Consider the following 24,527-nt stretch of genomic DNA (forward strand, 5'->3'; position numbering starts at 1 on the left):
AAGTTCAGCGCTTCGCCGACCGTGCACGTCCGGCCGCGACCGGTTGCGCTACGTTGGGGCCGCCGACACGCCACCCACGGGCTGGCCCGGTCATGGCAAGGTCAGCAACCCCGGCGACCCCCGGGGCGAGAGTGGAGGAGCACGCCGGTGAAGCGGCCGACCATCGCCGACGTCGCCCGACGCGCCGGGGTGTCCAAGGGCGCCGTGTCGTACGCGCTGAACGGGCAGCCCGGCGTCTCCGAGGCCACCCGGCAGCGCATCCTCGCCATCGCCACCGAGATCGGGTTCAGCCCGAGCAGCGCCGCCCGGGCGCTCTCCGCCGCCACCGCCGAGGCCGTCGGCCTGGCCCTCTGCCGGCCGGCCCGGATCCTGGGCATCGAGCCGTTCTTCATGGAGCTGATCAGCGGCGTCGAGGCGGAGCTGTCCGCCCGCTCGTACGCCCTGACCCTCCAGGTGGTGGCCGACCACGACGCCGAGATCGCGGTCTATCGGCGCTGGTGGGGTGAGCGCCGGGTCGACGGTGTGCTCGTCTGCGACCTGCGCACCGACGACCGACGCATCCCCGCGCTGGAACAACTCCAGCTGCCGGCGGTGGTGATCGGCGGGCCGGGCGGCACGGGCGAGCTGGCCAGCCTCTGGTCCGACGACGCGGCAGCGCTGACCGAGACGGTGGAATACCTGGTCGCCCTCGGGCACCGGCGGATCGCCCGGGTCGGCGGTCTGCCCGACCTGCGCCACACCGAGATCCGCACCGACGCCTTCACGGCGGTGTGCCAGCGGCTAGGCCTGGTCGACGCGGTCACCGTCTGGTCCGACTACACCGGCGAGGAGGGTGGCCGGGCCACCCGTCGGCTGCTCAGCTCCGGGCAGCGACCCACCGCCGTCATCTACGACAACGACGTGATGGCGATCGCCGGGCTCTCCGTCGCCCAGGAGATGGGGCTCACCGTGCCGGCCGACCTGTCCATCGTGGCCTGGGACGACTCACCGCTGTGCCGGCTCGTGCACCCGCCCCTGACGGCCCTCGGCCGCGACATCCCGGCGTACGGCGCGCACGCCGCCCGCCAACTGCTCGCCGTCATCGCCGGGCAGCCCGCGACCCGCGTTCAGGACGAGACGCCGCACCTCACCCCGCGCGGCAGCACCGCTCCGCCGCGGGTGAGGTGAACCGGTTCAGCGCTCGGGCTCAACGGGACGCCGAGGGGAACTCCTCGAAGTACGCCTCGACCCGCTCGGCGGTGGCCGGACGGGCCAACGCGAAACCCTGCCCGTAGTGGCAGCCGGCGCGATGCGCCCCCTCCACCTGGGCCGGTAGCTCCAACTCCTCGGCGACGATCTCCACGCCCAGCCGCTCGCCCACGCTGACCACCACGTCGATCAGCGGCGGCTGCCCGGTCGGCCGGGAACCCACCAGCTCCGGGCCGATCTTCAGCAGGTCGATCGGCAGCCGGCGCAGGTGGGCCAGCGAGGCGTGCTCCGCCCGGAAGTCGTCCAACGCGGTGCGGACGCCCAGGGACCGCAACCCGGCCAGCCGGGCCACCACTGTCGACAGGTCCCCGCCGATCCTCGGCTCCGCCACCTCCACCACCAGCCGCTCCGGCGCCACCCCGTACGCGGCAAGCACCGCCGCGACCCGCTGCACGAAGTCGGGAGTGGTCAACTCCCGGGTGGTGACGTTGACGGCCATCCACAGCTCCCGGGTGCCCGCCGACCAGTCGGCCAATTGCCGGCAGGCCCGGTCCAACACCCACCACTCCAGCTCCCCCACCAGGTCCAGATCCTCGGCCACCGGCAGCAGCTCGCCCGGAAGCACCGTGCCGAGCACCGGGCTTCGCCAGCGCAGCAACGCTTCGGCGCCCACCGGCTGCCGGTCGGCCAGGTCGAGCACCGGCTGGTAGACCAGATCCAGCTCGCCACGCGCGACCGCACCCGGCAACTCGCGTTCCAGGTCGAGCCGGCGCACCAACTGCTCCTCCAGGAACGCGTCATACCACTCGACCCGGTCCCGGCCCAGCTGCACCGCACGCCGCCGGGCCAGCTCGGCCTGCCGGAGCACGTCCGCCGGCCCCGCACCAGCCACCTCGGCCAGCCCGATGCTCGTCTGGACCCGCAGCACCGACCCGGCCAACCGGTAGGGCGGGGCGAGCGCGGTCAGCAGCCGGGTGCCCAGCGCGTACGCCAGCACCGGACCGGCAGCGGTGACCACGGCGAAGCCGGTGCCCGTGCAGCCGGTGACCAGGTCGCCGGGCGCGACGACCGCGCGGGCGCGCAGGGCCGCCTCGGCCAGGACGTCCTCCCGGGCCACCGGACCGAGCCCGTCGGCGCCGTGCAAATCCACCAGCAGCAGCGCGCCGGCCGGCGCCGGCACGTCGCCGATCGCGACCAGCGCGTCCAGCAGAGCCGCCCGGTCTCCCGGACCGCCGACGCCCGCAACGGACCCGGAGCCGAGCGGCGACCAGGCGACGCCATCGTCGGGCCAGGCCGTGCCGCCGGTCGAGGTGCCGGCGCCGCCGTCGGACAGCCAGGCCCCGCCGCCACCGGTCGACGTGCCGGCGTCGTTGTCGGACAGCCAGGCCCCGCCGCTGCCGGTAGAGGTGGCCGGGACGCGCTCGGACGGCTCGTCCGGTGCTCCCGGCCAGAAGGGTCGCACAGCGCGGCGGTGCCGGACGGCGCGGCGCGTACGGCGGCGGTGCGCGGCACGCCGTTCGCCGGTGGCCGCGTCGCCGCCCCGCAGCAGCTCTCGCAGCACGAGCGGCGGCACGGCCGCCAGGGCCAGCAGCACGCTCGTCCGATCCGGTGTCCGGCCGGCAGCCGCGTGCAGGCCCGCCGCCAGCAGCAACACCGCCGCCGGAAGCACCACCCGGGGCCAGGTCGGCGCGGCGGGCCCGGCCGTCGGCGCCGCGCCGCCCGTCGCCACCGCGGCGTCCGCGCCGAGCGCGGTCAGCAGCATCCCGAGCACCAGCGGCGGCACCGCCAGCAGCGCCGCCCGACCTGCGGGCGCGGGCGGCAGGGTGGTCAGCAGCGCCAGCCCGAGCAGGGTGAGCAGGACGCCACCTCGACAGATGGCGGCACCCGAGCGCCGGCCCGGGCCGGTAAACACGCTGAGCGCGGCCATGCCCAGCCCACCGAGCGCCAGAGCGGCGACCAGCCGGGCCGGCCCCGACAGGGTGTCGCTGGGAAACAGCAGCCAGCCGGCGAGGGCCAACCCCACCGCCGGACCGGCCGCCGCCACGAGCCCCCGCAGCCGGACGGGGGACCACGGTGGTGTCCCGCCCGGCAACCGGAGCAGCCCGGCCACCGACAGGACAGCCACGATCAGTGACCCGACCAGCGCGGCGACGCGGTGCCCGGTGTCGATCAGCGGCAGCGTGGCGGCGGTGAGGCCGGACGCCACCACCGCCGCGTCGAGCAGCACGCCCAGCGCCAGCGGGGACGGCTCGGTGGGCGACGGGCCAGCGCGGGACGCGTCGACCGGGCGGCGGCTGGCCAGACGGGACAGTCGCACCCCGGCGAGCGTGGCACCCGCGCCGCCGGCCAGCGCGATCACCACCGAGGTCGGCACCAGGTCGACGGTGCCGGCGAGGACGAGCAGCGCGACAGCCGTGAGCACGGCGGCCTCCGGTGCCGCCCGGCGGGGGACGAGGACACGGAACGGGTACGCGAGGGGCACGGCGGTCGCCTTCGTGAGGGGGCACGGGGCGGTGCGGCGGTGCGGGACGGCGGACGTTGCGGGTCCGCTGCCCAACAGTCGAGAACGATCGGCGACCAGATTGGTTACGCGTCGGCCACCGGCGCGAGCCAGTGACCCGTGTCACTGTACGGGGTGCCGGGCCGGCGCGGCACCGCCCGCCGCGAGCCGGATCGGCCTGGGGTGGGATCATCGCAGGGTGAGTACGCCCGACACGGTCCGCTTCCGGTACAACCAAGCCATCCTGGCCGCCGCGATCATCGCCTTCGTCGGTGCCCTGCCGCTGGCCAACGCCCAGGCGTACCTGCTGCCGGTGCTGCTCGTCCCGCTCGCCGTCGGGGTGTGGGCCTGGCGGGCCGGCACCGACGCCAACCCCCGGGAGCTGCGCCTGCGTGCCCTGGCGGGGCAGCGCCGGATCGACTGGGACCAGGTCGTCGAGCTGGCCACCGATCCACGCGGGCGGGCGGTCGCCCGGCTCGACGACGGCCAGCAGGTCGTCCTGCCGGCGGTACGCGGCAGGGACCTGCCCCGGCTTGTCGCGGCCACCGGTCAGACGCTGCCGGCCGAGGCGGACGAGACCCCCGGCCAGTAGCGACGCCGACCGTCAGTAGCCGTCGACCACCGTGTTGATCAGCGGCTGACCGGCGGCGAACCGACGCACCTGCTCACCGACGAGCCGGTACGCGCGCGGCAGCAGCCCGCGCACCGAGCCGGCCACGTGGGGCGTGAGCAGGACGTTCGGCATCGTCCAGAGCGGGGAGTCGGCGGGTAGCGGCTCCGGGTCGGTGACGTCCAGCGCGGCCGAGATGCGGCCGGTGCCCAGCTCCGCGACGAGCGCCTCGGTGCGGGCCACCGGACCCCGGGACCCGTTGACCAGCAGCGACCCGTCCGGCATCGCGGCCAGGAACTCCTTGTCGATCAGACCACGGGTCTGGTCGGTGAGCGGCACCAGCACGACCACCACGTCGGCCTCGGGCAGCAGCCGGGGCAGCTCCGCCACGGCGTGCACCTCCTGCTCGGGCCGGGCGGTCCGGGCGACCAGGGTGAAGCTCACCTCGAACGGGGCGAGCCGGTCCCGCACCGCCGTACCGATCGAACCGGCGCCGACGATGAGCACCCGCTTGCCGGTCAGCTCGTCGGTCGGGGTGTTCCCGTCGAACGCCCACCGCCGGTCGGCCTGCGCCCGGACGAAGGCGGGGAACGCCCGCAGCTGGGTGAGGATCGCGGTGACGACCCACTCGGCGGTGGAGGGGTCGTGCACGCCCCGGGCGTCGCAGAGGGTGACCCCCTCCGGCATCCGGCCGGCCCAGGCGTCCGCCCCCGCCGAGAGCAGCTGCACCACGGCCAGGTCGGGCAGCTCACGCAGCAGCGCGGTCGCGTCCGACCCGCTCAGGAACGGCGGCACCCAGAAGCGGACGTCGGCCACGTCGGAGGGCAGCCGCTCGGGATGCTCGGCGACCTCCACCGTCACGGTCTCGGGCAGCTCGCCGACGAGATTCAGACCAGCCTGATGCGGAATCCATACCTTCACGTCCGCCGACGATAGTCCCCGGCTCGGCGGCCGGGGCGAGCACGGCGGCGAACCGGCGTCCCGGGGGATGGCGCGCGGAGGCGGTGCGGGCGAGACTCGGCACACCGAGGTTCGGTCCAGGCCCGAACGAGGTATAACCAAGGCCGGAGGGCCGGTCGGCCTCCACCCCCGCAGACAGGTGTTCGATGACCGACGGCTCCCCCGCCAGCCCGCGACGCGCGACTCCCCCGCCCCCGGGGCTCGCCGACGCGGCGCGGCTGCGCGCACTCGCCGACACCGGTCTGGACGCCGCCCCGGACGAGGCGTTCGACCGGTTCGCCCGGCTGGTCAGTGATCTGCTGGAGGTCCCGGTCGCGCTGGTCTCCCTGGTCTCCGCCGACCGGCAGTTCTTCCCGGGCGCGGTGGGGTTGCCCGAGCCGTGGTCCGAGCAGCGGCAGACCCCGCTGACCCACTCGTTCTGCCAGCACGTGGTGGACATCGAGGTGCCGATGGTGCTGCCGGACGCCCGGCTCTACCCCCGCGTACGGGACAACCTGGCCGTCGAGGACCTCGGCGTGGTCGCGTACGCCGGGATGCCGTTGACCGACCTCTCCGGCCGGGTGCTCGGCGCGCTCTGCGCCATCGACAACAAGCCGCGGGCCTGGACAGCCGGGCAGCTGCGGACGCTGGCCGACCTGGCCGCCGCCTGCTCGTCGGAGCTGCGGCTACGGATCGCGCTGGACGGGGCCCAGGAGGCGCGCCGGCGGGTCGTGCAGGCGCACGAGCGGCTGGAGCTGCTGGCCGGGGTGAGCGAGACGCTCGCCGGCACCCTCGACGTGGGCACCGCGCTGCGCCGTCTCGCCGCCACCATGGTGCCGCTGCTCGCCGACTGGTGCCTGCTCACCCTGGTCGGGCCGTCGGGTCTGCCCCGCGAGGTGGTCGCGGTGCACCGCGACCCGGCCCGGACGGCGGACGTCGACGACTTCGCCGCGCTGCTGGGCACCGGGCTGAGCCAGGAGTCGACCATCCGCGCGGTCCTGCGCACCGGCCAACCCCGCCTCGGCGCCGTGGCATCGCTGACCGACGTCGCGCGGGGCACCACCGACCCGGAGATGGTGGCGATCGCCGAGCGCCTCGGCATCGCCTCCTACCTCAGCGTGCCGGTGCGGGCCGCCAGTGGCACCGTGCTGGGCGCGATCACCCTGGTCAACGCTGCCGGGCGTCAGCAGTTCGACGACCGCGACGTGCTCACCGCGGTGGACATCGGCCGCCGGGCCGGGCAGGCCATCGGCAACAGCTCGATGTACGGCGAGCAGCGGCACGTCGCCGAGGTCCTGCAACACAGCATGTTGCCGCGGCTGCCCGTCGTGCCGGAGCTGGAGCTGACGGCCCGCTACCAGCCGGCGGCCGACCGGGTGGAGGTCGGCGGCGACTGGTACGACGCCTTCGTCCAGCCCGACGGCGACCTGATCGCGGCGATCGGGGACGTGGCCGGGCACGACATCGAAGCGGCGGCGACCATGGGCCAGCTGCGCAACCTGGTGCGCGGCAACGCCTTCGGTCGGCCGGACGCGGTTGCGGCGCTGATGACCCATCTGGACGGCGCGATCCGCGGCCTGCGGCTGCCGATCGCGGCCACCGCGACGCTGGTCCGGGTCTGCCGCCGATGCTCCGGCGTGCGGGAGGTGACCTGGTGCAACGCCGGGCACCCGCCGGCCCTGGTGGTCCGCGTCGGCGGTGCCGTCGAGGTCCTCGAAGCGACGCCGGAGCCGTTGCTCGGCCTGGCCCGGCCGTCGCCACGGACCAGCCAGTCGACCAGCCTGGCCACCGGCGACACGCTGCTGCTCTACACCGACGGGCTGATCGAGCGCCGGGACCGGTCCATCGACGACGGGCTCGCCGAGCTGGTGGGCCGGTTGACCGGCACCGACACGATGCCCCTCGACGACCTGTGCGACCTGCTGCTCGCCTCGATCCAGCACCGTGAGGACGACACGGCACTGCTGGCCGTACGGGCCCGTTGAGCGGCCCATCGGCTCGGCCGCTCGGCGCTGTCCGCCCTGGCGGGCCCGGCTGGGTCGTTCGGCGGGCTACCCTGGGCCGGGTGAGAGCCCGTCCCCCGTACCCTCGCACTCGCCGCCTCCGGGCGGTCCTCGCGGCGTCCTGCGCGGCGCTGCTGTTCGTCACGGGTTGCAGCTTCGGCGAGCCGGAGCCCGACCCGGCTGGCGAGCCGCCCAACCTGCCGACCCCGTCGACCTCGGCCAGCCCCGGCGGCGCCGGCCAACAGGCAGTGGCGACCGTGCTCGCCAAGGGGCTGCGGGTGCCGTGGGCCATCGCCTTCCTGCCCGACGGCGGCGCGCTGGTCACCGAACGGGACAGCGGCCGGATCCTCCAGGTCGGCCCGGAGTCCGGGCCGGACGGGCTACGGGTCCGTGTCGTGCAGACGATCACCGACGTGGCGGCGGCGGGCGAGGGTGGCCTGCTCGGCATCGCCGTCTCCCCCGACTACGCCCGGGACCGGTCGGTCTTCGTCTACTACACGACCGAGCAGGACAACCGGGTCGCCCGCCTACAGGTCGGTGGCCAGCCCACCCCGATCCTCACCGGCATCCCCAAGGCCAACGTGCACAACGGCGGCGGCCTGGGCTTCGGCCCGGACGGCCAGCTCTACGTCAGCACGGGTGACGCCGGGGAACGCCCCGCCGCACAGGACGTGAAGAGCCTCGGCGGCAAGATCCTGCGGGTCACCGCCGACGGCAAGCCCTCGGCGGGCAACCCGTACCCCGGCTCCCCGGTCTGGTCGCTGGGGCACCGCAACGTGCAGGGCTTCGCCTGGGACGACGCCAAGCGGATGTACGCCGTCGAGTTCGGCCAGAACACCTGGGACGAGATCAACCAGATCACCAAGGGCGGCAACTACGGCTGGCCGCAGGTCGAGGGGCGGGCCGGCGACAAGCGGTACACCGACCCGCTCACCCAGTGGGCGACCTCCGACGCGTCCTGCTCGGGGCTGGCCGCCACGGATCGGCTGCTGGTCACCGGCTGTCTGCGCGGTAAGCGACTCTGGGTGATGGAGCTGACCGACACCGGCACCCTGCTCGGTCAGCCCAGCGAGCTGCTCACCAACCGGTACGGTCGACTGCGCGCGGTGGCCGCCGCGCCGGACGGGTCGCTCTGGGTGAGCACCTCCAACCACGACGGGCGGGGCACCCCGGCAGGCGACGACGACCGGCTGCTGCGGGTCGTCTTCGCCGGCGGCGACGGCGGTCGCAGCTGACCTGCGTCACCATCCACGCGGGTTTGCCAAGATCCTCCGACGGGCAGGTCAGAATCTCAGCATGGACGGGCAGCGCGACGAGCAGCACGACGACGACGCCGAGGGCCGGGACGACCCGGTGACCGGCGGCGAGCCGGCACGCCCACAGAGCCGGCGGATCGGCCGGCCGGGTGGGCCGGTACGCCGCGTCGGCGTGATCCTCGCCGTGCTCGCCGTGGGCCTGGCCGGGGCGGTGCTGGGGGTGCTGGCCGGCGGCCGGGTGGACACCGACATCGGGCCGTTCCGGGCCAGCCTCACCCTCTCCCCTGCCAGCGAGGGCGGGACGACCATCGACGTGCCGCCGCTCGGCGCGCTGCTGCTGGACAGCCATGACGGGCCCACCCACCTCACCGTGCGGCTGGGCGCCCTGGACCAGGGGCGCACCGAGGCGCTGCTCGACGATCCGGCGAGCATCAGCCGGGCCAGCCAGAGCGCGGTGGAGGACGTCCGCAGCGGGGTGATGCGGCTCGGCCTGCGGACCCTCGCCACGGCGGTGCTGGTCACCCTGATCCTGGCCGGGTTGATCTTCCGGGATGTGCGGCGGACCGCCTGGGCGGGCGGGCTGGCTCTGCTGGTCACCGCCGGCAGCCTCGGAACGGCCGCGGCGACCCTGCGCCCGCAGGCGATCGAGGAGCCGCGCTACGAGGGCCTGCTCGTCAACGCGCCGGCCATCGTCGGCGACGCCCGCCGCATCGCCAACGACTACACCAAGTACGCCGAGCAGTTGCAGCGCCTCGTCGGCAACGTCAGCCAGCTCTACACCACCGTGTCGGCGCTGCCGGTGTTCGAGCCGGCGCCCGGCACCACCCGGGTCCTGCACGTCTCCGACATGCACCTCAACCCGACCGGCTGGCAGCTCATCCGGACGGTGGTGGAGCAGTTCGGCATCGACGTGGTCGTCGACACCGGCGACATCACCGACTGGGGCAGCGAGCCCGAGGAGTCCTTCGTCGGCTCGATCGGGCTGCTCAAGAAGCCGTACGTGTTCATCCGGGGCAACCACGACTCGGGCCGTACGGGAGCGGCGGTGGCCCGCCAACCGAACGCGATCGTGCTGAACAACTCGACCACCACGGTCGGCGGGCTGACCATCGCCGGCATCGGTGACCCGCGCTTCACACCCGACAAGAACACCTCCCCGGCGGGCAGCGGGCTGACCCAGCAGGTGGCCGACCAGGTGATCGGCGCCGGTGAGCAGCTCGCCGCCACGGTGCGCAGCTCGCCGCGCCCGGTCAACATCGCGCTGGTCCACGACCCTGCGTCGGCCGGGCCGCTGGCCGGCACCTGCCCGCTGGTGCTGGCCGGGCACACCCACGCCCGACAGGTTTCCAAGCTGCCCGAGGCGCCCGGTCAGCAGCCCACCACGCTGATGGTGGAGGGCTCCACCGGCGGGGCCGGGCTGCGCGGCCTGGAGGGCGAGAAGCCGACCCCGCTGTCGATGAGCGTGCTCTACTTCGACCAGCAGAAGATGCTCCAGGCGTACGACGACATCACCGTCGGCGGCACCGGGCAGGCCCAGGTCAACCTGGAACGCCACCTGGTGGAGACCCCGTCCGCCGGGCCGTCCGCAACCCCCACCCCCACCCCGACGCGCTGAGCGCGGGGCGGGGGCGGGCAGCGGGTCAGCGGAGGGCGAGGGCGGCCAGGGCGGCGTTGACGATGCTGCCGGGCAGCAGGTCGTGCAACTCGTACAGGTCGGCCACACTGCCGGACTGGCCGAACTCGTCCACGCCGAGCGGCACCGCCGGAGCGCCGAGCGCCGACCCGAGCCAGGCCATCGCGTGCGACGCGGCGTCGTGCACGGTCACCACCGGCACCCGGTCGACGAACGCGGACCGCAGGGCACCCGGGACGCTGGGCACGGTGGCGGTGCGGACGCCCTGGCGCAGGGTGCGCTGCCACGCCCGGTAGAGCCGGTCCAGCGAGGTCACGTCCACCACGTGCGCGGCGACACCCTCCTCGGCCAGCTCCGCCGCGGCGGCCAGCACCTCGGGCAGCACCGCGCCGGAGGCGGCCAGTTGCACCACCGGGGCGTCGGCCAGGTGCGGGTACGTCTGGTGCGCGTCGACCAGCCGGTACGCCCCGGCGACCACCTGCCGGCGCAGCACCGCGTCGCCGAGCCGGGCGCGGGCCGTCTCGAACGGCGCCTGGTCCAGCGGTCGGGTGCTCAACCGGAAGTAGTACGCCCCGTCCTCGGTCGGCGCGGCGGTCGCGGCCGGCGAAGACCCGCCGGCGATCTGCCCGAGCGCGTCGCAGAGCAGCCAGTCGAGGCTGCCCGCGTACGCCGGTTCGAGGAACGTCACCCCGGGCAGCTCCAGGCCGACCGAGGCGGTGATCGTGGACTGGTGTGCGCCGCCCTCCGGGGCCAGGGTGATGCCCGACGGGGTGCCGGCCACCACGAACCGGGAACCGGAGTACGTGCCGTACAGGAACGCGTCCAGGCCGCGCAGCACGAACGGGTCGTAGACCGTGCCCACCGGCAGCAGCGGCTGCCCGGACAGGTCCCAGGAGAGGCCGAGCTGCCCGAGCAGCAGGAACAGGTTCATCTCCGAGATGCCCAGCTCGATGTGCTGCCCAGCAGGGCTCTCGGTCCAGCGCAGCATCCGGTCCTCGGTCCAGGAACGCTGCTCGGTGGGGGCGAACACCCCGGTCTTGTTGATGAAGCCGGCGAGGTTGGTGGAGGTGGCCACGTCCGGCGCGGTGGTCACCAGGTAGCGGCCCACCTCCCGGTCCCGCGCCAGGTCCACCAGCACCCGACCGAAGACCTCCTGCGTGGAGATCGGCTTGTTGGCGCGTACTCCCGTGCTCTCCGGAACGGTGACCCCCAACGCGCGCTCGCGCGGCGCGCGGGACAGCGACTCCCGGCGGGCGCCGGCCCGGATGCCGGCCGGTGACGCCGGGTCGAGACGGTCCCACTCGGTCTCCGCGGTCAGACCCTGCGCGGCCCGCAGCGTGTCCACCTGCTCGGTGCTGAGCAGCGCCGAGTGGTTGCGCGGATTGCCGGCGATGGGCAACCCCCAACCCTTGACGGTGTACGCGAAGACGACGCTGGGCCGGTCGGTGACCGCGTCGCACTCTGCGTAGGCGTCGAGCATCGCCGCCAGGTCGTGCCCGCCCAGGTCGGTGACGAGCGGGCGCAGCTCCTCGTCGTCGATGCCCTCCACGAAGGCACCCACCTCGGCCGGTGCGCCGTCCAGGAACTGCGTGCGCAGCGCCGGGCCGGTCAGCCCGAACAGCGACTGGTACTGCTCGTTGGGCATCGCGTCGATCCAGTCGCGCAGCGCCTCGCCACCCGGCCGGGCGTACGCCTCGGCGAGCCGACGGCCGTACTTGACCTCCACGACGTGCCAGCCGGCCGCCTCGAACTGCCCCCGCCACTGGTTGATCCGGATGCCCGGCACCACGCGGTCCAGCGACTGCCGGTTGAAGTCGACAAGCCACATGACGTTGCCCAGCCCGGTGGTGGCCGGGTCGGCGACCGCCTCCCAGATGTTGCCCTCGTCCAGCTCGGCGTCGCCGATCAGCGCCACGAACCGGGAGTGCGGGCGGGCGCCGAAGTGCGCGTCGACGTAGCGCCGGGTGGCGGCGGCGAAGAGCGGCGCCGCCGCGCCGAGCCCGACCGAGCCGGTGGAGAAGTCCACCTCGTCCGGGTCCTTGGTGCGCGACGGGTACGACTGGAGGCCACCCCGGGCCCGCAGCCGGGGCAGGTACGAGCGGTCCAGGTTGCCCAGCAGGTACTGGATGGCGTGGAACACCGGGGAGGCGTGCGGCTTGACCGCGACCCGGTCCTCGGCGTCCAGGTGCTGGAACCACAGCGCGGTCATCGCCGTGACGAGGGACGCGCTGGAGGCCTGGTGGCCGCCGACCTTCACCCCGTCGCCGGTGGCCCGGTCGTGGTTGGCGGCGTCCACGATCCGGGTGGCGAGCCAGAGCACCCGCCGCTGGATCTCGTCGAGGACATCGAGGTCGTGTTGGTTCACGGTGGCTCCATCCGGGCGTCGCCGTTGACGCCCTCGCGAGGGGTGTGCGTTCACGCCGCCCGGGGTGCCCGGCGCGCGTCGAGACGTCAGTAAGGGCCCCTTCGCGATGCCTGACGCATCAGAAGGGGCCCTTACCGACCGATCAGCCCTGAACGCCGAGGCGCTCCAGGATCAGCTCACGGACGGTCTTCGCGTCGGCCTGACCACGGGTGGTCTTCATGACCGCGCCGACCAGGGCGCCGGCCGCGGCGACCTTGCCGCTACGGATCTTGTCGGCGATGCCGGGGTTGGCCGCGATGGCCTCGTCCACGGCGGCGGTGAGGGCGCCGGTGTCCGAGACGACCTCAAGCCCTCGGTTGGTCATGATCTCGGTGGGCGAGCCCTCGCCGTCGACCACGCCCTCCAGGACCGTCCGGGCCATCTTGTCGTTGAGCTTGCCGGCGTCGACCAGACCCTGCAACTCGGCGACCTGCCTCGGGGTGGCACCGATGTCGGCCAGCTCCACGCCGCTCTCGTTGGCCCGGCGGGACAGCTCGCCCAGCCACCACTTGCGGGCCGCGGCCGGCGTGGTGCCGGCGGCCACGGTCGCCTCGATCAGCTCGACCGCACCGGCGTTCAACACCGACTGCATGTCCAGGTCGGAGAGCCCCCACTGCTCCTGCAACCGACGCCGGTGCACCCGGGGCAGCTCCGGCAGGGCGGCCTTCAGCTCGGCGACCCATGCCGGGTCCGGGGCGATCGGCACCAGGTCCGGCTCCGGGAAGTACCGGTAGTCGGTGGCCGTCTCCTTCGAGCGACCCGAGGTGGTGTCGCCGGTGTCCTCGTGGAAGTGCCGGGTCTCCTGGGTGATCCGGCCGCCCGCCTCCAGCACCGACGCCTGGCGCAGCATCTCCGAGCGCACCGCCCGCTCGACCGAGCGCAGCGAGTTGACGTTCTTGGTCTCGGTGCGGGTGCCCCACTCCTGACCCGGCAGGTTGAGCGACGTGTTGACGTCGCAGCGCAGCGAACCCTCCTCCATCCGCACGTCGGAGACACCGAGGGTGCGGATCACGTCCCGCAGCTCGGCGACGTACGCCTTCGCCACGTCGGGGGCGAGCGCGCCGGTGCCGGTGATCGGCTTCGTGACGATCTCGACGAGCGGAATGCCGGCCCGGTTGTAGTCGACAAGCGACTCCGTCGCGCCGTGGATGCGGCCGGTCGCGCCACCGACGTGCAGGGTCTTGCCGGTGTCCTCCTCGAGGTGCACCCGCTCGATCTCGATGCGTACCGTCTCGCCGCCCACCTCGACGTCCAGGTAACCGTCGACGCAGATCGGCTCGTCGTACTGGCTGATCTGGAAGTTCTTCGGCATGTCCGGGTAGAAGTAGTTCTTCCGGGCGAACCGGCACCATTCGGCGATCGAGCAGTTCAACGCAAGGCCGATCCGGATGATCGCCTCGATGGCCGCCTTGTTGGCCACCGGCAGCGAGCCGGGCAGCCCCAGGCAGACCGGGCAGACCCGGGTGTTCGGCTCGCCACCGAAGTCGGTCGGGCAGCCGCACCACATCTTGGTGTTCGTGCCCAACTCGACGTGGGTCTCCAGGCCGATCACCGGTTCGAAGCGCGCAACGACCTCGTCGTACGCGGGCAGCGTCGTCGTCATCTGGGCTCCTGCCTCACAGCGCCGGTGGGGTGAACGTGCCGACCGCGGACTCCAACGCGGCGGCGACCCGGTACATCCGGTCGTCCGCCATGGTCGGCGCCATGATCTGGAAGCCGACCGGGAGCCCGTCGGACAGGCCGCACGGCACCGAGATGCCCGGCCCGCCGTACAGGTTGGTCGGAATCGTGTACAGGTCGGCCAGGTACATCTGGTACGGGTCGGCGGTCCGCGCGCCCATCGGGAACGCCACCGACGGGGTGGTCGGCGAGATCAGCGCGTCGACCCGCTCGAACGCGGCGGTGAAGTCCCGGGTGATCAGCGTACGGACCTTCTGCGCCTGCCCGTAGTACGCGTCGTAGTAACCCGACGACAGCGCGTACGTGCCGATCATGATGCGGCGCTTGACCTCCGGGCCGAAGCCGGCCTCCCGGGTCAGCGACATGACCTCCTCCAGCGACCGGTTGCCGTCGTCGCCGACCCGCAGGCCGAACCGGACGCCGTCGAACCGGGCCAGGTTGGAGGAGCACTCGCTCGGGGCGATCAGGTAGTACGCCGGCAGCGCGTACGCGAACGTCGGGCAGGACACCTCGACGATCTCCGCACCCAGCTTCGCCAGGGCGTCCACCGACTCGCGGAACGCGGCCATCACACCGGGCTCGGCGCCCTCGCCGACGAACTCGCTGACGATGCCGAGCCGCACACCGGTCAGGTCGCCGGTCGCGCCGAGCTTCGCCGCCGCCACCACGTCCGGCACCGGCTGCGGGATCGACGTGGAGTCACGCGGGTCGTGCCCGCCGATCACCTGGTGCAGCAGGGCCGCGTCGAGCACGTTCCGGGCGCACGGGCCAGGAGTGTCCAGCGACGAGGAGAAGGCCACCAGCCCGTAGCGGGAGGTGCCGCCGTAGGTGGGCTTCGCGCCGACGGTGCCGGTGACCGCGCCGGGCTGGCGGATCGAGCCGCCGGTGTCCGAGCCGATCGCCAGCGGCGCCTCGTACGCGGCCAGCGCGGCGGCGCTGCCACCACCCGAGCCACCCGGGATCCGGCCGAGGTCCCACGGGTTGTGCGTCGGGCCGTACGCCGAGTATTCGGTGGAGGAGCCCATCGCGAACTCGTCCATGTTCGTCTTGCCGAGCATCACCGTGCCGGCCTCGCGCAGCCGCTGCACGATCGTCGCGTCGTACGGCGGGCGCCAGCCCTCAAGGATCTTCGAGCCGACGGTGGTGGGTACGCCCCGCGTGGCGAGCACGTCCTTGACCGCGACCGGCACACCCGCGAGGGGGCCCAGCTCCTCGCCGGCCGCCCGGCGCTCGTCCACCGCGCGGGCGGCGGCGAGCGCGCCGTCGGTGTCCACGTGCAGGAAGGCGTGCACCCGGTCGTCGACCGCGGCGATCCGGTCCAGGTGCGCCTGGGTCACCTCGACGGCGGAGGTCTCGCCACCGGCGACGAGAGTGGCGATCTCCGTCGCGGTCATCCTGGTGAGATCACTCATGCCGTCACTCCGCTTCGCTCCGTGACGCCACGAGGCACCACCGCGCTGCACTGCTGATTCGCTCGCTGACGCTCGCTCATGAGGCCACATCCTCGCTCAGGATCCGCGGGACGCGGAACCGCTGGTCCTCGGCGTCGGGCGCGCCCGACAGCGCCTCCTGCGGGGTCAGGCACGGCGTGACCACGTCCTCGCGGAAGACGTTGGTCAACGGCACCGAGTGCGAGGTCGGCGGGATGTCCGCGGCGGCGACCTCGCCAACCTGGGCGACCGCCTGGAGGATCACGTCGAGCTGGCCGGCGAACGTGTCCAGCTCCTCCTCGGTGACGGCGAGCCGCGACAGGCGCGCCAGGTGCGCGACCTCCTCGCGGGAGATGGCGGCCATCCGTGCCCCCTTCTGATGTCCTGCTGGTCGGGCGGTGTGCCGGCCGCGCGGCGGGTGCAGCGTGACGCGCGGTGACCGGAGCGAGTCTATTGTTCCGCTCCGGCGGCGCGTCCCCCACTCCCCCTCCGTCAGCCGGCGTGCCGTGCCGGCGGGCGAGTCAGCGGGTCGGGCGGCGACCGGCGTCCGGTTCGGTGGGACCGCTGCTCGGGCGGACCGGCCGGTACCGGGCCAGCCAGGTGACCAACTCCTCGGCGGGCATCGGACGGGCGTAGAACCAGCCCTGCGCGGCGTCGCAGCCGGCGGCGTGCAGCATCCGCCAGGTCCGCTCGTCCTCCACGCCCTCGGCGACGACCCGCAGCCCCAGCGCGCCGGCCAGCTCGATCATCGACCGGACGATCGCCGCGTCGTCGGCGTCATCGGCCATGCCGAGCACGAACGACCGGTCCACCTTCACCTCCGACAGCGGCAACCGGCGCAGGTGTTGCAGAGACGAATACCCGGTGCCGAAGTCGTCCAGCGCGATGGCCACCCCGATCTTGTGCAGCCTGGAGATGGTGGCCAGCACCCGGCGCGGGTCGGCCATCAGGGCACCCTCGGTGATCTCCAGTTGCAGCCGCTCGGCCGGCACCCCGTAGCGGGTCAGCCGGTCGGCGATCTGGTCGGCGATCTCCCCGGTGTGCAGGTCCCGCACGCTCACGTTCAGCGCCGCGCGCAGCCCGATGCCGGCCGCCGACCACTTGGCGAGCTGCTCCACCACGTCGTCCACCACCCGCCGGGTGAGCAGCCGCATCACCGCGCTCTGCTCGGCGACCCGGATCAGCTCCTCCGGGTCGACCATCCCCCGGCGCGGGTGCCGCCAGCGCAGCAGCGCCTCGACACCGACCACCTCGCCGGTCGCGATGGCGATCTGGGGCTGGTAGTACATCGTGATCTCACCGGCGTCGTCGGCCGGCTCGCCGTCGTGCGCCCACCCGGTCGACCCGAGCGGCTGGTCGGCGGGGCCGGACCCGCCGCCGTGCCCCGCACGGCCGCCACGCGGCGTCGGCCCCGCGCCGCCGCTCGGTGACCGTCTCCCCTGCCCGCTGACACGTCGGTCCCGAGATAAACCGGGGCGCGTGCCGGGGACCGTGGCGCGGGCGTTCCGGCCGCGGATCGGGTCGGCGCCGGTGGCGATCTGCTTGATCAGCTCGTCGGCGTGCGCCAACTCGGCGCCCGAGCGCCGGCGGCGACCCCACCAGCGCCCGCCGGTCGTCGGCGTCGCGGCAATCGCCGGCGCCGGGTGCGGCGCGGCCTCCGCACCGGTGGGCAGCGCCGCGCCGTCACCGCCGCGCACCTCGGCCGGGGCGACGATGGGTACGTCAGTCGCCCGCTCGGAGCCGACCGACTCGGTCGACCCGCCCGGCCCGGCCTCCCGGTCGACCTGTCCCGCCGACGCGACCTGTCCCTCCGACGCGGCGTGCCCCGACGACGCGACCTGCCCCGCCGACGCGGTATGGCCCGCGGACGCGGCATCGACGGGGTCGCGCTGCTCCGGTGCGGCGGCGTCGAGAGTCTCGTCGGCCGGCGGGCCGGATTCCAGCACCCGACGCAGGTCGGCGAGGAGGCCGAGACGCTCGGCCGAGTTGTGGTCGGACTCCGGGGCGTAGACGGCCACCGTGTCGTTGCGGTGCTTGGCGTCGTACATCGCCACGTCGGCGTGCCGCATCAGGGTGGCGAAGTCCTCGCCGTGCTCGGGGAAGAGGGCGATCCCGATCGAGCCGCCCACGTCCAACGGCAGCCCGTCCAGCGGCACCGGCTCGGCCAGGGCCCGGACCACCCGGTCGGCCAGGTCACGCGCCTGACTGACGTCGGTCAGCCCGGTCATCACGATGGCGAACTCGTCCCCACCCAGTCGGGCGATCATCTGCGGGCGGGGGTCGACGTCGGTGAGCCGGGCGCTGACCTCGACCAACAGCCGGTCACCCACCGCGTGCCCGAGCGCGTCGTTGACGTTCTTGAAACGGTCCAGGTCGATGAGCAGCAGCGCCAGATGCCCGCCGGGTTCGCCCCGGGCGGTCCGCTCGGCGTGCAGGTGCACCTGCTCGGCCACCTCGGCCAGCAGCGCCTTGCGATTGGGCAGCCCGGTGAGCGGGTCGGAGGCGGCGAGGTGCTGCTGCTCGACGGTCAACCGGGCCATCCGGTACACGGCGAAGAGCGGCACCAGCACCAGCGGGATCAGCGCCGCGCTGAGGCGGGCCGCCGCGACCAGCACCGGGGCGAGCAGCAGCAGCGAGCCGGTGGAGAGCAGTTCGAAACCGAGGCCCTGCCGGACGGTGGGCCACCACCGGTCGCCGAAGCGCAGCCGCACCGCCCAGCTGACCAGCCCGTAGTTGACCAGGAACCAGGCCACCGTGGCGCCGCCGACAGCGGCCACGTCGGGCCAGTGCAGGTGCCCGCCCGCGAAGATCGGGCCCGGACCGAGCTGGATGATCCCGTACGCGGCGGCGAGGGCGCAGGCGTACTGGCCGACGTTGAACGCCGTCCGCCACGGTGCGTGGCGCATCCGCCAGCCCGAGACGACCACGCCCAGCGCCTGCACCGCCACCGCCGGGCCGAGCCCCCAGCCGAGCAGGATCGCGAAGGTGAAGCAGGTGGACGGGAAGACCGCGGAGGACTGCCGGCGCCCCGGAGGGACGAACGGGCGCGCGTCGCACACCACGGCGAGCGCGGCCATCGTCCAGAACGCCACCGGCAGTCGGGACAGCTCGTCGGAGAGCGTCGTGAGTGGACCGGCGGCGGTCAGCGCCGCGACCGTCAGGATGCCGACGACAAAGGCGGCGAACGGCGCCACCCGCCCAGGCGGGAGGGAGTTACGGGGGTCGGCGACCTCCATCACACCTCCCGACCGACGGTCGACGCGCCGGTGAGCACGCCGTGACCCAATGAAACGCCCTCAGCCCCGGGTTTCCCGGTATGACAGTCACGAATCGGTCGTAGTCGTAATTAAGTTGGTATGCGCGGCCACCCGTCGCGTCGAGGTCAGCCCTGCACCTGGGCGACCTCTCGCGCGGCATCCGGCCCCGCGTCCAGCAGCACCCGGAACCCGTCCTCGTCGAGCACCGGCACCTTGAGACTGGCCGCCTTGTCGGCCTTGGACCCGGGGTTGTCCCCCACGACGACGAAGCCCGTCTTCTTGGAGACCGACCCGCTGACCTTGCCGCCCCGGCTCTGCACGGCCTCGGCTGCCTGGTCGCGGGAGAAGCCGGCGAGCGTGCCGGTCACCACGACCGTCAAGCCCTCCAGCGGGCGCGGCCCCTCGTCGACGGCCTCCTCGGCCATCCGTACGCCCGCGTCGGCCCACTTGCGGACCACCTCGCGGTGCCAGTCCACCGCGAACCACTCGCGGATGCTGGCCGCGATGGTCGGCCCGACCCCGTCGACCGAGGACAGCTCCTCCTCGGTGGCCGCGTCGATGGCGTCCATCGAGCGGAAGTGCCGGGCCAGCGCCTGGGCCGCGGTGGGGCCGACGTGCCGGATGGACAGCGCCACCAGCACCCGCCACAGGTCGCGTTCCCGGGCGACGGCCAGATTGTCGAGCAGCTTGACGGCGTTGGAGCCGAGGCTGCCGTCCTTGTTGACGAAGAACGGGGACCGGGACAGCTGGTCGGCGTCGAGCTGGAAGAGGTCGCCCTCGTCGGCGATGATCTCCGCGTCCAGTAGCGCCGCCGCGCCCTTGTAGCCGAGCACCTCGATGTCGAACCCGCCGCGCCCGGCGAGGTGGAAGACCCGCTCCCGGAGCTGGGCCGGGCAGCTGCGGGTGTTGGGGCACCGGATGTCGATGTCGCCCTCCTTGGCCGGCGCCAGCGGGGTGCCGCAGGCCGGGCAGGTGGTCGGCATGACGAACGGCCGGGCGTCGGACGGCCGCAGGTCGACCACGGGGCCGAGCACCTCGGGAATCACGTCGCCGGCCTTGCGCAGCACCACCGTGTCGCCGATCAGCACGCCCTTGCGCTCGACCTCGCGGGCGTTGTGCAGGGTGGCGAGCGCGACGGTGGAGCCGGCCACCCGCACCGGCTCGAGAACGGCGAACGGTGTGACCCGGCCGGTGCGTCCCACGTTGACGTCGATGTCGAGCAGCTTGGTGGTGACCTCCTCCGGCGGGTACTTGAAGGCGATCGCCCAGCGGGGGGCACGGCTGGTCGAGCCGAGCCGGCCCTGGATGGAGACCGGGTCGACCTTGACCACCACGCCGTCGATCTCGTGCTCGACGTCGTGCCGGTGCGCCGCGTAGTAGGCGATGTATTCCGCCACGCCAGCCAGATCCGGCACGACCCGCCACCGGTCGCTGGTGGGCAGCCCCCACGCCTTGAGCGCCGCGTACGACTCGGACTGGGCCGTGGGCTGGAAGCCCCGGCGGGCGCCGATGCCGTGCACCACCAGGCGCAGCGGACGGGAGGCGGTGACCCGAGGGTCCTTCTGCCGCAGGCTGCCTGCGGCGGCGTTGCGCGGGTTGGCGAACGGGGCCCGGCCCTGCTCGACCAGGCCGGCGTTGAGATCGGCGAACGCGGCGATCGGGAAGTAGATCTCGCCCCGGACCTCCAGCAGCTCGGGAATGGCCGGGAACTCGGCGGACGGCGTGAGCTGGCTGGGCACGTCCCGGATGCTCCGCACGTTGGCGGTGACGTCCTCGCCGGTGCGACCGTCACCCCGGGTGGCCGCCCGGACCAGCCGGCCGGCCTCGTAGGTCAGGTTGATCGCCAGCCCGTCGACCTTCAACTCGCAGAGGTAGGGCACCGGCCCGCCCGCGTCCCGCTCGACCCGCTCGGCCCAGGCCGCCAACTCCTCGTCGGCGAAGGCATTGTCCAGCGAGAGCATCCGCTCGGCGTGCGAGACCGGGGTGAAGTCGGTGGAGAACGTGCCGCCCACCCGCTGGGTCGGCGAGTCGGGCGTGCGCAGCGCCGGGAACTCCCCCTCCAACGCCTCCAGCTCGCGCAACTGCTTGTCGAACTCGGCGTCGGCAACGATCGGCGCGTCCAGCACGTAGTAGCGGTACTGGTGCTCGGTCAGCTCGCGGCTGAGGGTGGCGTGCCGCTCCCGCGCCTGCGGCGTGGGCTCGGCGCCGGCCGCCGCCTCCTGCGCCGCGCTGACCTGCTGGCCGATCTGCTCCTCGGACACTCCACCACCTTCGGACACGCCGCCACCTCCCTGGTCACGCTACTAAGGCACGGTATCCGGCGGGTGAGACAGTCCGTCGCCCACCGCCACCGCCCACCGGCCGGGTGGTTGACGGGCGACGTGCTGGTCGGCGTGCGAGGATCGCCGGACGAAGCGGCCGGCGTGCCGCCCTGAGGCGGAGGTGGCGATGCCCGAGGCACTGCTCTGGGCGGCGGCGATCCTGCTGGCCGTGGCGGCCGGCTGGGCGTGGAACAGCTGGCGACACCGCGTGGCCAACCGGCGCCCGGGGACCCGGCCGGGCAAGGGCGCCACGTCGCGTACCGGTGGCCGTCGGCCCGCGCCGCCCCGGCCGCGCGGCGACCGTCCGGCTACCAGGCCCCGGTCCCGCGACGCCGACCGTGCGGTGGGCACGCCGGCGCCGGGTGAGATCTGGTGGGCCGACGTGCCGTACGCCGATGGCACCGGGTCGAAGGTCCGGCCGTGCCTGGTGCTGCGGGCCGACTCCCGGGGCGCCGACGTCCTGAAGATCACCAGCCAGGACAAGAGTGACCGCGACGACCATGTGCGGATCCCCACCCGGGACTGGGATCCCGGTGCCGAGCACGACAGCTACCTGAGCCTCACCGAGCCGACCCGGATCAGCGCTGCCGCCTTCGCCGACCGCGCCGGCACCTGCGACGCCGGCCTGTGGCGCAAGGTTCGCGGCCTTCGCCACCTGCCCACCGGCTGACCACGCTCGTGGGACGACCCCCTGGCCGTGATCGACTCCGGTTCCTGGAAGTCGGGGTGTCCGCGATCCAGGAACACCCCGACTTCCAGGAAAGCGAGTGGATCACGCCGGGCGCCGCTGCGGGGTCGGCCGCAAAGGGTCAGTCCCAGGCCGCGCCGAGCGTGGCGAGATGGTCGGCGTACTCGATCCGGTCGGCCCACCCCGACGGCCAGGCGCTCATCCCGGCGACCGCACCCACGAAGGCGCCGGCCAGGGCGGCGATCGAATCGGAGTCACCGGCGGTGGTGGCACCCCGGGCCAGGGCCGCCACCGGGTCGTCGGCGTGGCGGACGGCGCAGAGCAGCGCGGTGGCCAGCGCCTCCTCGGCCACCCAGCCCTCCCCCGTGGCCCGGCACGGGTCGCCGCCGTCATCCGGCTCGCCCAGGGCGGTCGTCAGCCGGCCCAGCACCGCCAGGCACTCGTCCCAACCCTGGGCGATGAACTCCTGCGGCGTGCCCACCCCCGCGCGCTGCCAGAGGTCACCCAGCCACTCCTCCCGGTACACCCGGCGCTGCGACCGCGCCCGCTCGGTGAGCAGCACCGGAAGCTCGGCCAGCGCGGCGCCGTCGCGCAGCACGTAGACCGCGTACGCGGTCAGCTCACTGGCCGCCAACCCGGTCGGGTGGCCGTGGGTCAGCCCGGCCTGCAACTGGGCCAACCCGGCAAGCGTGTCCAGGTCGACGTCGAGCAGCCCGACCGGGGTGACCCGCATGGTGGCCCCGCACCCCTTCGACCCGGCGACGGTCGCCTCCTGCCAGCGCAGCCCGCGACCCAGCTCGGCGCACGCCCGTAGGCAGGTCATCCCCGGGGCACGGTTGTTGTCGGGGCTGACCGACCAGGCCACGAAACGCTCTCGCAGCAGCGGCTCCACCGCCTCGGGGTGAAGCGACGGTGACTCGTGCAGCGCCCAGCCCACCGCCAGTGCCATCTGGGTGTCGTCGGTGACCAGCGCCGGCTCGCCGGTCAGCTCACGCGGGCCGGCGGGGCCGTAGCGGTGCTCGATCTCCGCGACGGTGAGGAACTCGGTCGGCTTGCCCAACGCGTCACCGTAGGCGAGGCCGAAGAGCGAACCAGAGGCGCGCAGCGCGGGGGTGGGGGTCACGGCGGCCAATGATGCCCGACTGCCGCAACCCCCGCGCGGGTCAGTCCCAGCAGAGGCAGAACGGGTGGCCGGCCGGGTCGGCGTAGACCCGGAAGCCCTCACCCTCGCCCGGCAGCCGGCGGGCACCGAGCGCGAGCGCCGCCTTCTCGGCGGCCTCGACGTCGTCGACCGTCACATCCAGGTGGAACTGCTGTGGACGCTCCGGATCCGGCCAGGCTGGCGCGCGCAGGTTGAGCGCCCGCTGGAACGCCAGTCGGGGCTGGTGCCCAGGCGGGCCGCCCAGCACCACCCATTCGTCGTCATCGGTGTCGCCCTCGACCAGGGGCAGGCCGAGCAGCTCCGCGTAGAACGCGGCCAGCGCCCGCGGATCGGGGCAGTCGATCACCACTGAACGTAGCTGTCCAATCATGACAATCATCCTGCCCACCGGGTACGACAGGAAACGTCAGCTCTCGGCGAGTCGCCGGCCCGCGTCCCGGCAGGCGGCGAGCACCGTCCGGGCGTACCTGTCACTGGCACCGGCGAGGCCGCAGGCCGGCGTGATGACCACCTGCTCAGCGAGCTGCCGACGGGGAAAGCCGAGACGGTCCCAGAGCTGGCGTACCCGATCGGCGACCTGTGCGGAGGTCGGCGCCGGGCCGGCCGACGGCGGCAGCGTCGGCACGGCCCCGGCCAGCAGCCCGAGGCCAGCGTCGATCGCCTCGCCCAGCGGGTCCAGCTCGGTGATCAGGCCCAGGTCCAGGGCGACCGCGACGGCGCCGGTGGAGCGGATCAGCTCCAGCGGCACCTCCGGTGCGCAGCAGTGCACCACGGTCGGCACGCCAACCGTCTCGATGATCGTGCGCAGCAGCGCGGCCGCGTCCGCCGAATCCACCGCCCGGTACGCGCCCAGCCCGCTCTCGGTCGGCACCCGCCCGGCCAGCACAGTCGGCAGCGACGGCTCGTCGAGTTGCAGGAGGACCGACGCGCGGGGCAGCCGTCGGGCGACCGCCGCGACGTGGGCGCGCAGCCCCTCGGCGAGGGAGCCGGCGAGGTCACGCACAGCGCCGGGGTCACGCAGCAACCGACCGCCGATCGGCAGTTCCAGCGCGGCGGCCAGGGTGAGCGGGCCGCCGGCCTGCACCTTGACCGGGCCGGCGTACGCCTCGGCCTGCTCGCCGAGCTGGTCCAGGTCACGTTCCATCAGGTCCCGGGCCCGGCGCAGGTCGCGGCCGGAGCGCGGGGCGACGCGCCAACGCCCGGCGTACAGCTCGACGGGCAACTCCACCAGCAGCCCGGCGGTGCGGCCGATCAGGTCGGCGCCGGGCCCGCGCGCTGGCAGCTCGGGAAGGTGGGGCAGTGCGGGAAGCTCACCGAGGACCACCCGTTGGGCCTCGGCGATGTCGGTGCCGGGCAGCGAACCGATGCCGGTCGCCGCGCCAGCCGGCCAGGGCCACGCCTGATCTGTCACGGCCGAAGGCTATCCCGGTGTACGCGCCGACCACGCGGCGACCGT

At 73.9% G+C, this 24,527-nt stretch carries 17 protein-coding genes; 6 read left to right on the forward strand and 11 right to left on the reverse strand.

Going from position 1 to position 24,527, the window contains the following annotated elements:
- Window positions 1–147: 147 nt before the first annotated feature.
- Complete coding sequence (locus ABZ780_RS11910; RefSeq protein ID WP_357011362.1) at window positions 148–1,167, forward strand: LacI family DNA-binding transcriptional regulator; 1,020 nt, start codon at window positions 148–150, stop codon at window positions 1,165–1,167.
- Between the two features lie 19 nt (window positions 1,168–1,186).
- Here the strand turns inward: ABZ780_RS11910 and ABZ780_RS11915 are convergent, their stop codons facing one another.
- Window positions 1,187–3,670 (reverse strand): GGDEF domain-containing phosphodiesterase, encoded by a 2,484-nt coding sequence (locus tag ABZ780_RS11915; protein ID WP_357485781.1) that lies wholly within the window; start codon window positions 3,668–3,670, stop codon window positions 1,187–1,189.
- A 217-nt stretch (window positions 3,671–3,887) separates the two neighbouring features.
- Here ABZ780_RS11915 and ABZ780_RS11920 point away from each other — a divergent pair, with 217 nt between their 5' ends.
- Window positions 3,888–4,280 carry a PH domain-containing protein gene (locus ABZ780_RS11920; protein ID WP_357485783.1) on the forward strand — a complete coding sequence of 131 codons (393 nt, stop codon included), beginning with the start codon at window positions 3,888–3,890 and terminating at the stop codon, window positions 4,278–4,280.
- A 12-nt stretch (window positions 4,281–4,292) separates the two neighbouring features.
- Here ABZ780_RS11920 and ABZ780_RS11925 read toward each other — a convergent pair whose 3' ends face one another.
- A complete protein-coding gene (locus tag ABZ780_RS11925; protein WP_357011356.1) occupies window positions 4,293–5,219 on the reverse strand; it encodes a 2-hydroxyacid dehydrogenase in 927 nt (308 codons plus the stop codon).
- Between the two features lie 185 nt (window positions 5,220–5,404).
- Here ABZ780_RS11925 and ABZ780_RS11930 point away from each other — a divergent pair, with 185 nt between their 5' ends.
- The 3 genes from ABZ780_RS11930 to ABZ780_RS11940 all read left to right on the forward strand — a co-directional run bounded on the left by ABZ780_RS11930 (window position 5,405) and on the right by ABZ780_RS11940 (window position 10,111).
- Window positions 5,405–7,222: a SpoIIE family protein phosphatase gene (locus ABZ780_RS11930; RefSeq protein WP_357485785.1), complete on the forward strand. Its 1,818-nt coding sequence runs from the start codon at window positions 5,405–5,407 to the stop codon at window positions 7,220–7,222.
- Between the two features lie 80 nt (window positions 7,223–7,302).
- A complete protein-coding gene (locus ABZ780_RS11935) occupies window positions 7,303–8,475 on the forward strand; it encodes a PQQ-dependent sugar dehydrogenase (protein ID WP_357011352.1) in 1,173 nt (390 codons plus the stop codon).
- Between the two features lie 61 nt (window positions 8,476–8,536).
- Window positions 8,537–10,111, forward strand: a complete 1,575-nt coding sequence (locus ABZ780_RS11940; RefSeq protein ID WP_357011350.1) for a metallophosphoesterase — start codon at window positions 8,537–8,539, stop codon at window positions 10,109–10,111.
- A 25-nt stretch (window positions 10,112–10,136) separates the two neighbouring features.
- On the opposite strand, the gene ABZ780_RS11945 is transcribed toward ABZ780_RS11940, so the two are convergent.
- The 6 genes from ABZ780_RS11945 to ligA all read right to left on the reverse strand — a co-directional run bounded on the left by ABZ780_RS11945 (window position 10,137) and on the right by ligA (window position 21,161).
- Window positions 10,137–12,494, reverse strand: coding sequence for a pyruvate dehydrogenase (locus ABZ780_RS11945; RefSeq protein ID WP_357485786.1), 2,358 nt, complete (start codon window positions 12,492–12,494; stop codon window positions 10,137–10,139).
- A 142-nt stretch (window positions 12,495–12,636) separates the two neighbouring features.
- The gene (gene gatB / locus ABZ780_RS11950) at window positions 12,637–14,136 is read right to left on the reverse strand and encodes an Asp-tRNA(Asn)/Glu-tRNA(Gln) amidotransferase subunit GatB (protein WP_357485788.1); all 1,500 of its coding nucleotides are present in this window, start codon (window positions 14,134–14,136) and stop codon (window positions 12,637–12,639) included.
- Window positions 14,137–14,149: 13 nt separating this feature from the next.
- On the reverse strand, window positions 14,150–15,625 hold the full coding sequence (gene gatA / locus ABZ780_RS11955; RefSeq protein WP_357485790.1) for an Asp-tRNA(Asn)/Glu-tRNA(Gln) amidotransferase subunit GatA: 1,476 nt from the start codon (window positions 15,623–15,625) through the stop codon (window positions 14,150–14,152).
- A 76-nt stretch (window positions 15,626–15,701) separates the two neighbouring features.
- Window positions 15,702–16,007 carry an Asp-tRNA(Asn)/Glu-tRNA(Gln) amidotransferase subunit GatC gene (gatC, locus tag ABZ780_RS11960; RefSeq protein WP_088991147.1) on the reverse strand — a complete coding sequence of 102 codons (306 nt, stop codon included), beginning with the start codon at window positions 16,005–16,007 and terminating at the stop codon, window positions 15,702–15,704.
- A gap of 157 nt (window positions 16,008–16,164) precedes the next feature.
- Window positions 16,165–18,879: a bifunctional diguanylate cyclase/phosphodiesterase gene (locus ABZ780_RS11965; protein ID WP_357485791.1), complete on the reverse strand. Its 2,715-nt coding sequence runs from the start codon at window positions 18,877–18,879 to the stop codon at window positions 16,165–16,167.
- A 146-nt stretch (window positions 18,880–19,025) separates the two neighbouring features.
- Window positions 19,026–21,161: an NAD-dependent DNA ligase LigA gene (gene ligA / locus ABZ780_RS11970; RefSeq protein WP_357011339.1), complete on the reverse strand. Its 2,136-nt coding sequence runs from the start codon at window positions 21,159–21,161 to the stop codon at window positions 19,026–19,028.
- Window positions 21,162–21,348: 187 nt separating this feature from the next.
- Between ligA and ABZ780_RS11975 the strand changes: the two genes are divergently transcribed.
- Window positions 21,349–21,891, forward strand: coding sequence for a type II toxin-antitoxin system PemK/MazF family toxin (locus tag ABZ780_RS11975; RefSeq protein WP_357011336.1), 543 nt, complete (start codon window positions 21,349–21,351; stop codon window positions 21,889–21,891).
- 139 nt (window positions 21,892–22,030) lie between these two features.
- Here ABZ780_RS11975 and ABZ780_RS11980 read toward each other — a convergent pair whose 3' ends face one another.
- Genes ABZ780_RS11980 through ABZ780_RS11990 form a run of 3 tightly spaced genes read right to left on the reverse strand, consistent with a single transcriptional unit; the run spans window position 22,031 to window position 24,482 of the window.
- Window positions 22,031–23,041, reverse strand: coding sequence for an ADP-ribosylglycohydrolase family protein (locus ABZ780_RS11980; protein ID WP_357485793.1), 1,011 nt, complete (start codon window positions 23,039–23,041; stop codon window positions 22,031–22,033).
- A gap of 31 nt (window positions 23,042–23,072) precedes the next feature.
- Window positions 23,073–23,441 carry a VOC family protein gene (locus tag ABZ780_RS11985; protein ID WP_357485795.1) on the reverse strand — a complete coding sequence of 123 codons (369 nt, stop codon included), beginning with the start codon at window positions 23,439–23,441 and terminating at the stop codon, window positions 23,073–23,075.
- A gap of 36 nt (window positions 23,442–23,477) precedes the next feature.
- Window positions 23,478–24,482, reverse strand: a complete 1,005-nt coding sequence (locus ABZ780_RS11990) for a methionine synthase (protein WP_357011330.1) — start codon at window positions 24,480–24,482, stop codon at window positions 23,478–23,480.
- Window positions 24,483–24,527: the final 45 nt, after the last annotated feature.

Source organism: Micromonospora sp. NPDC047467 (assembly GCF_040643095.1).
Lineage (GTDB): Bacteria > Actinomycetota > Actinomycetes > Mycobacteriales > Micromonosporaceae > Micromonospora.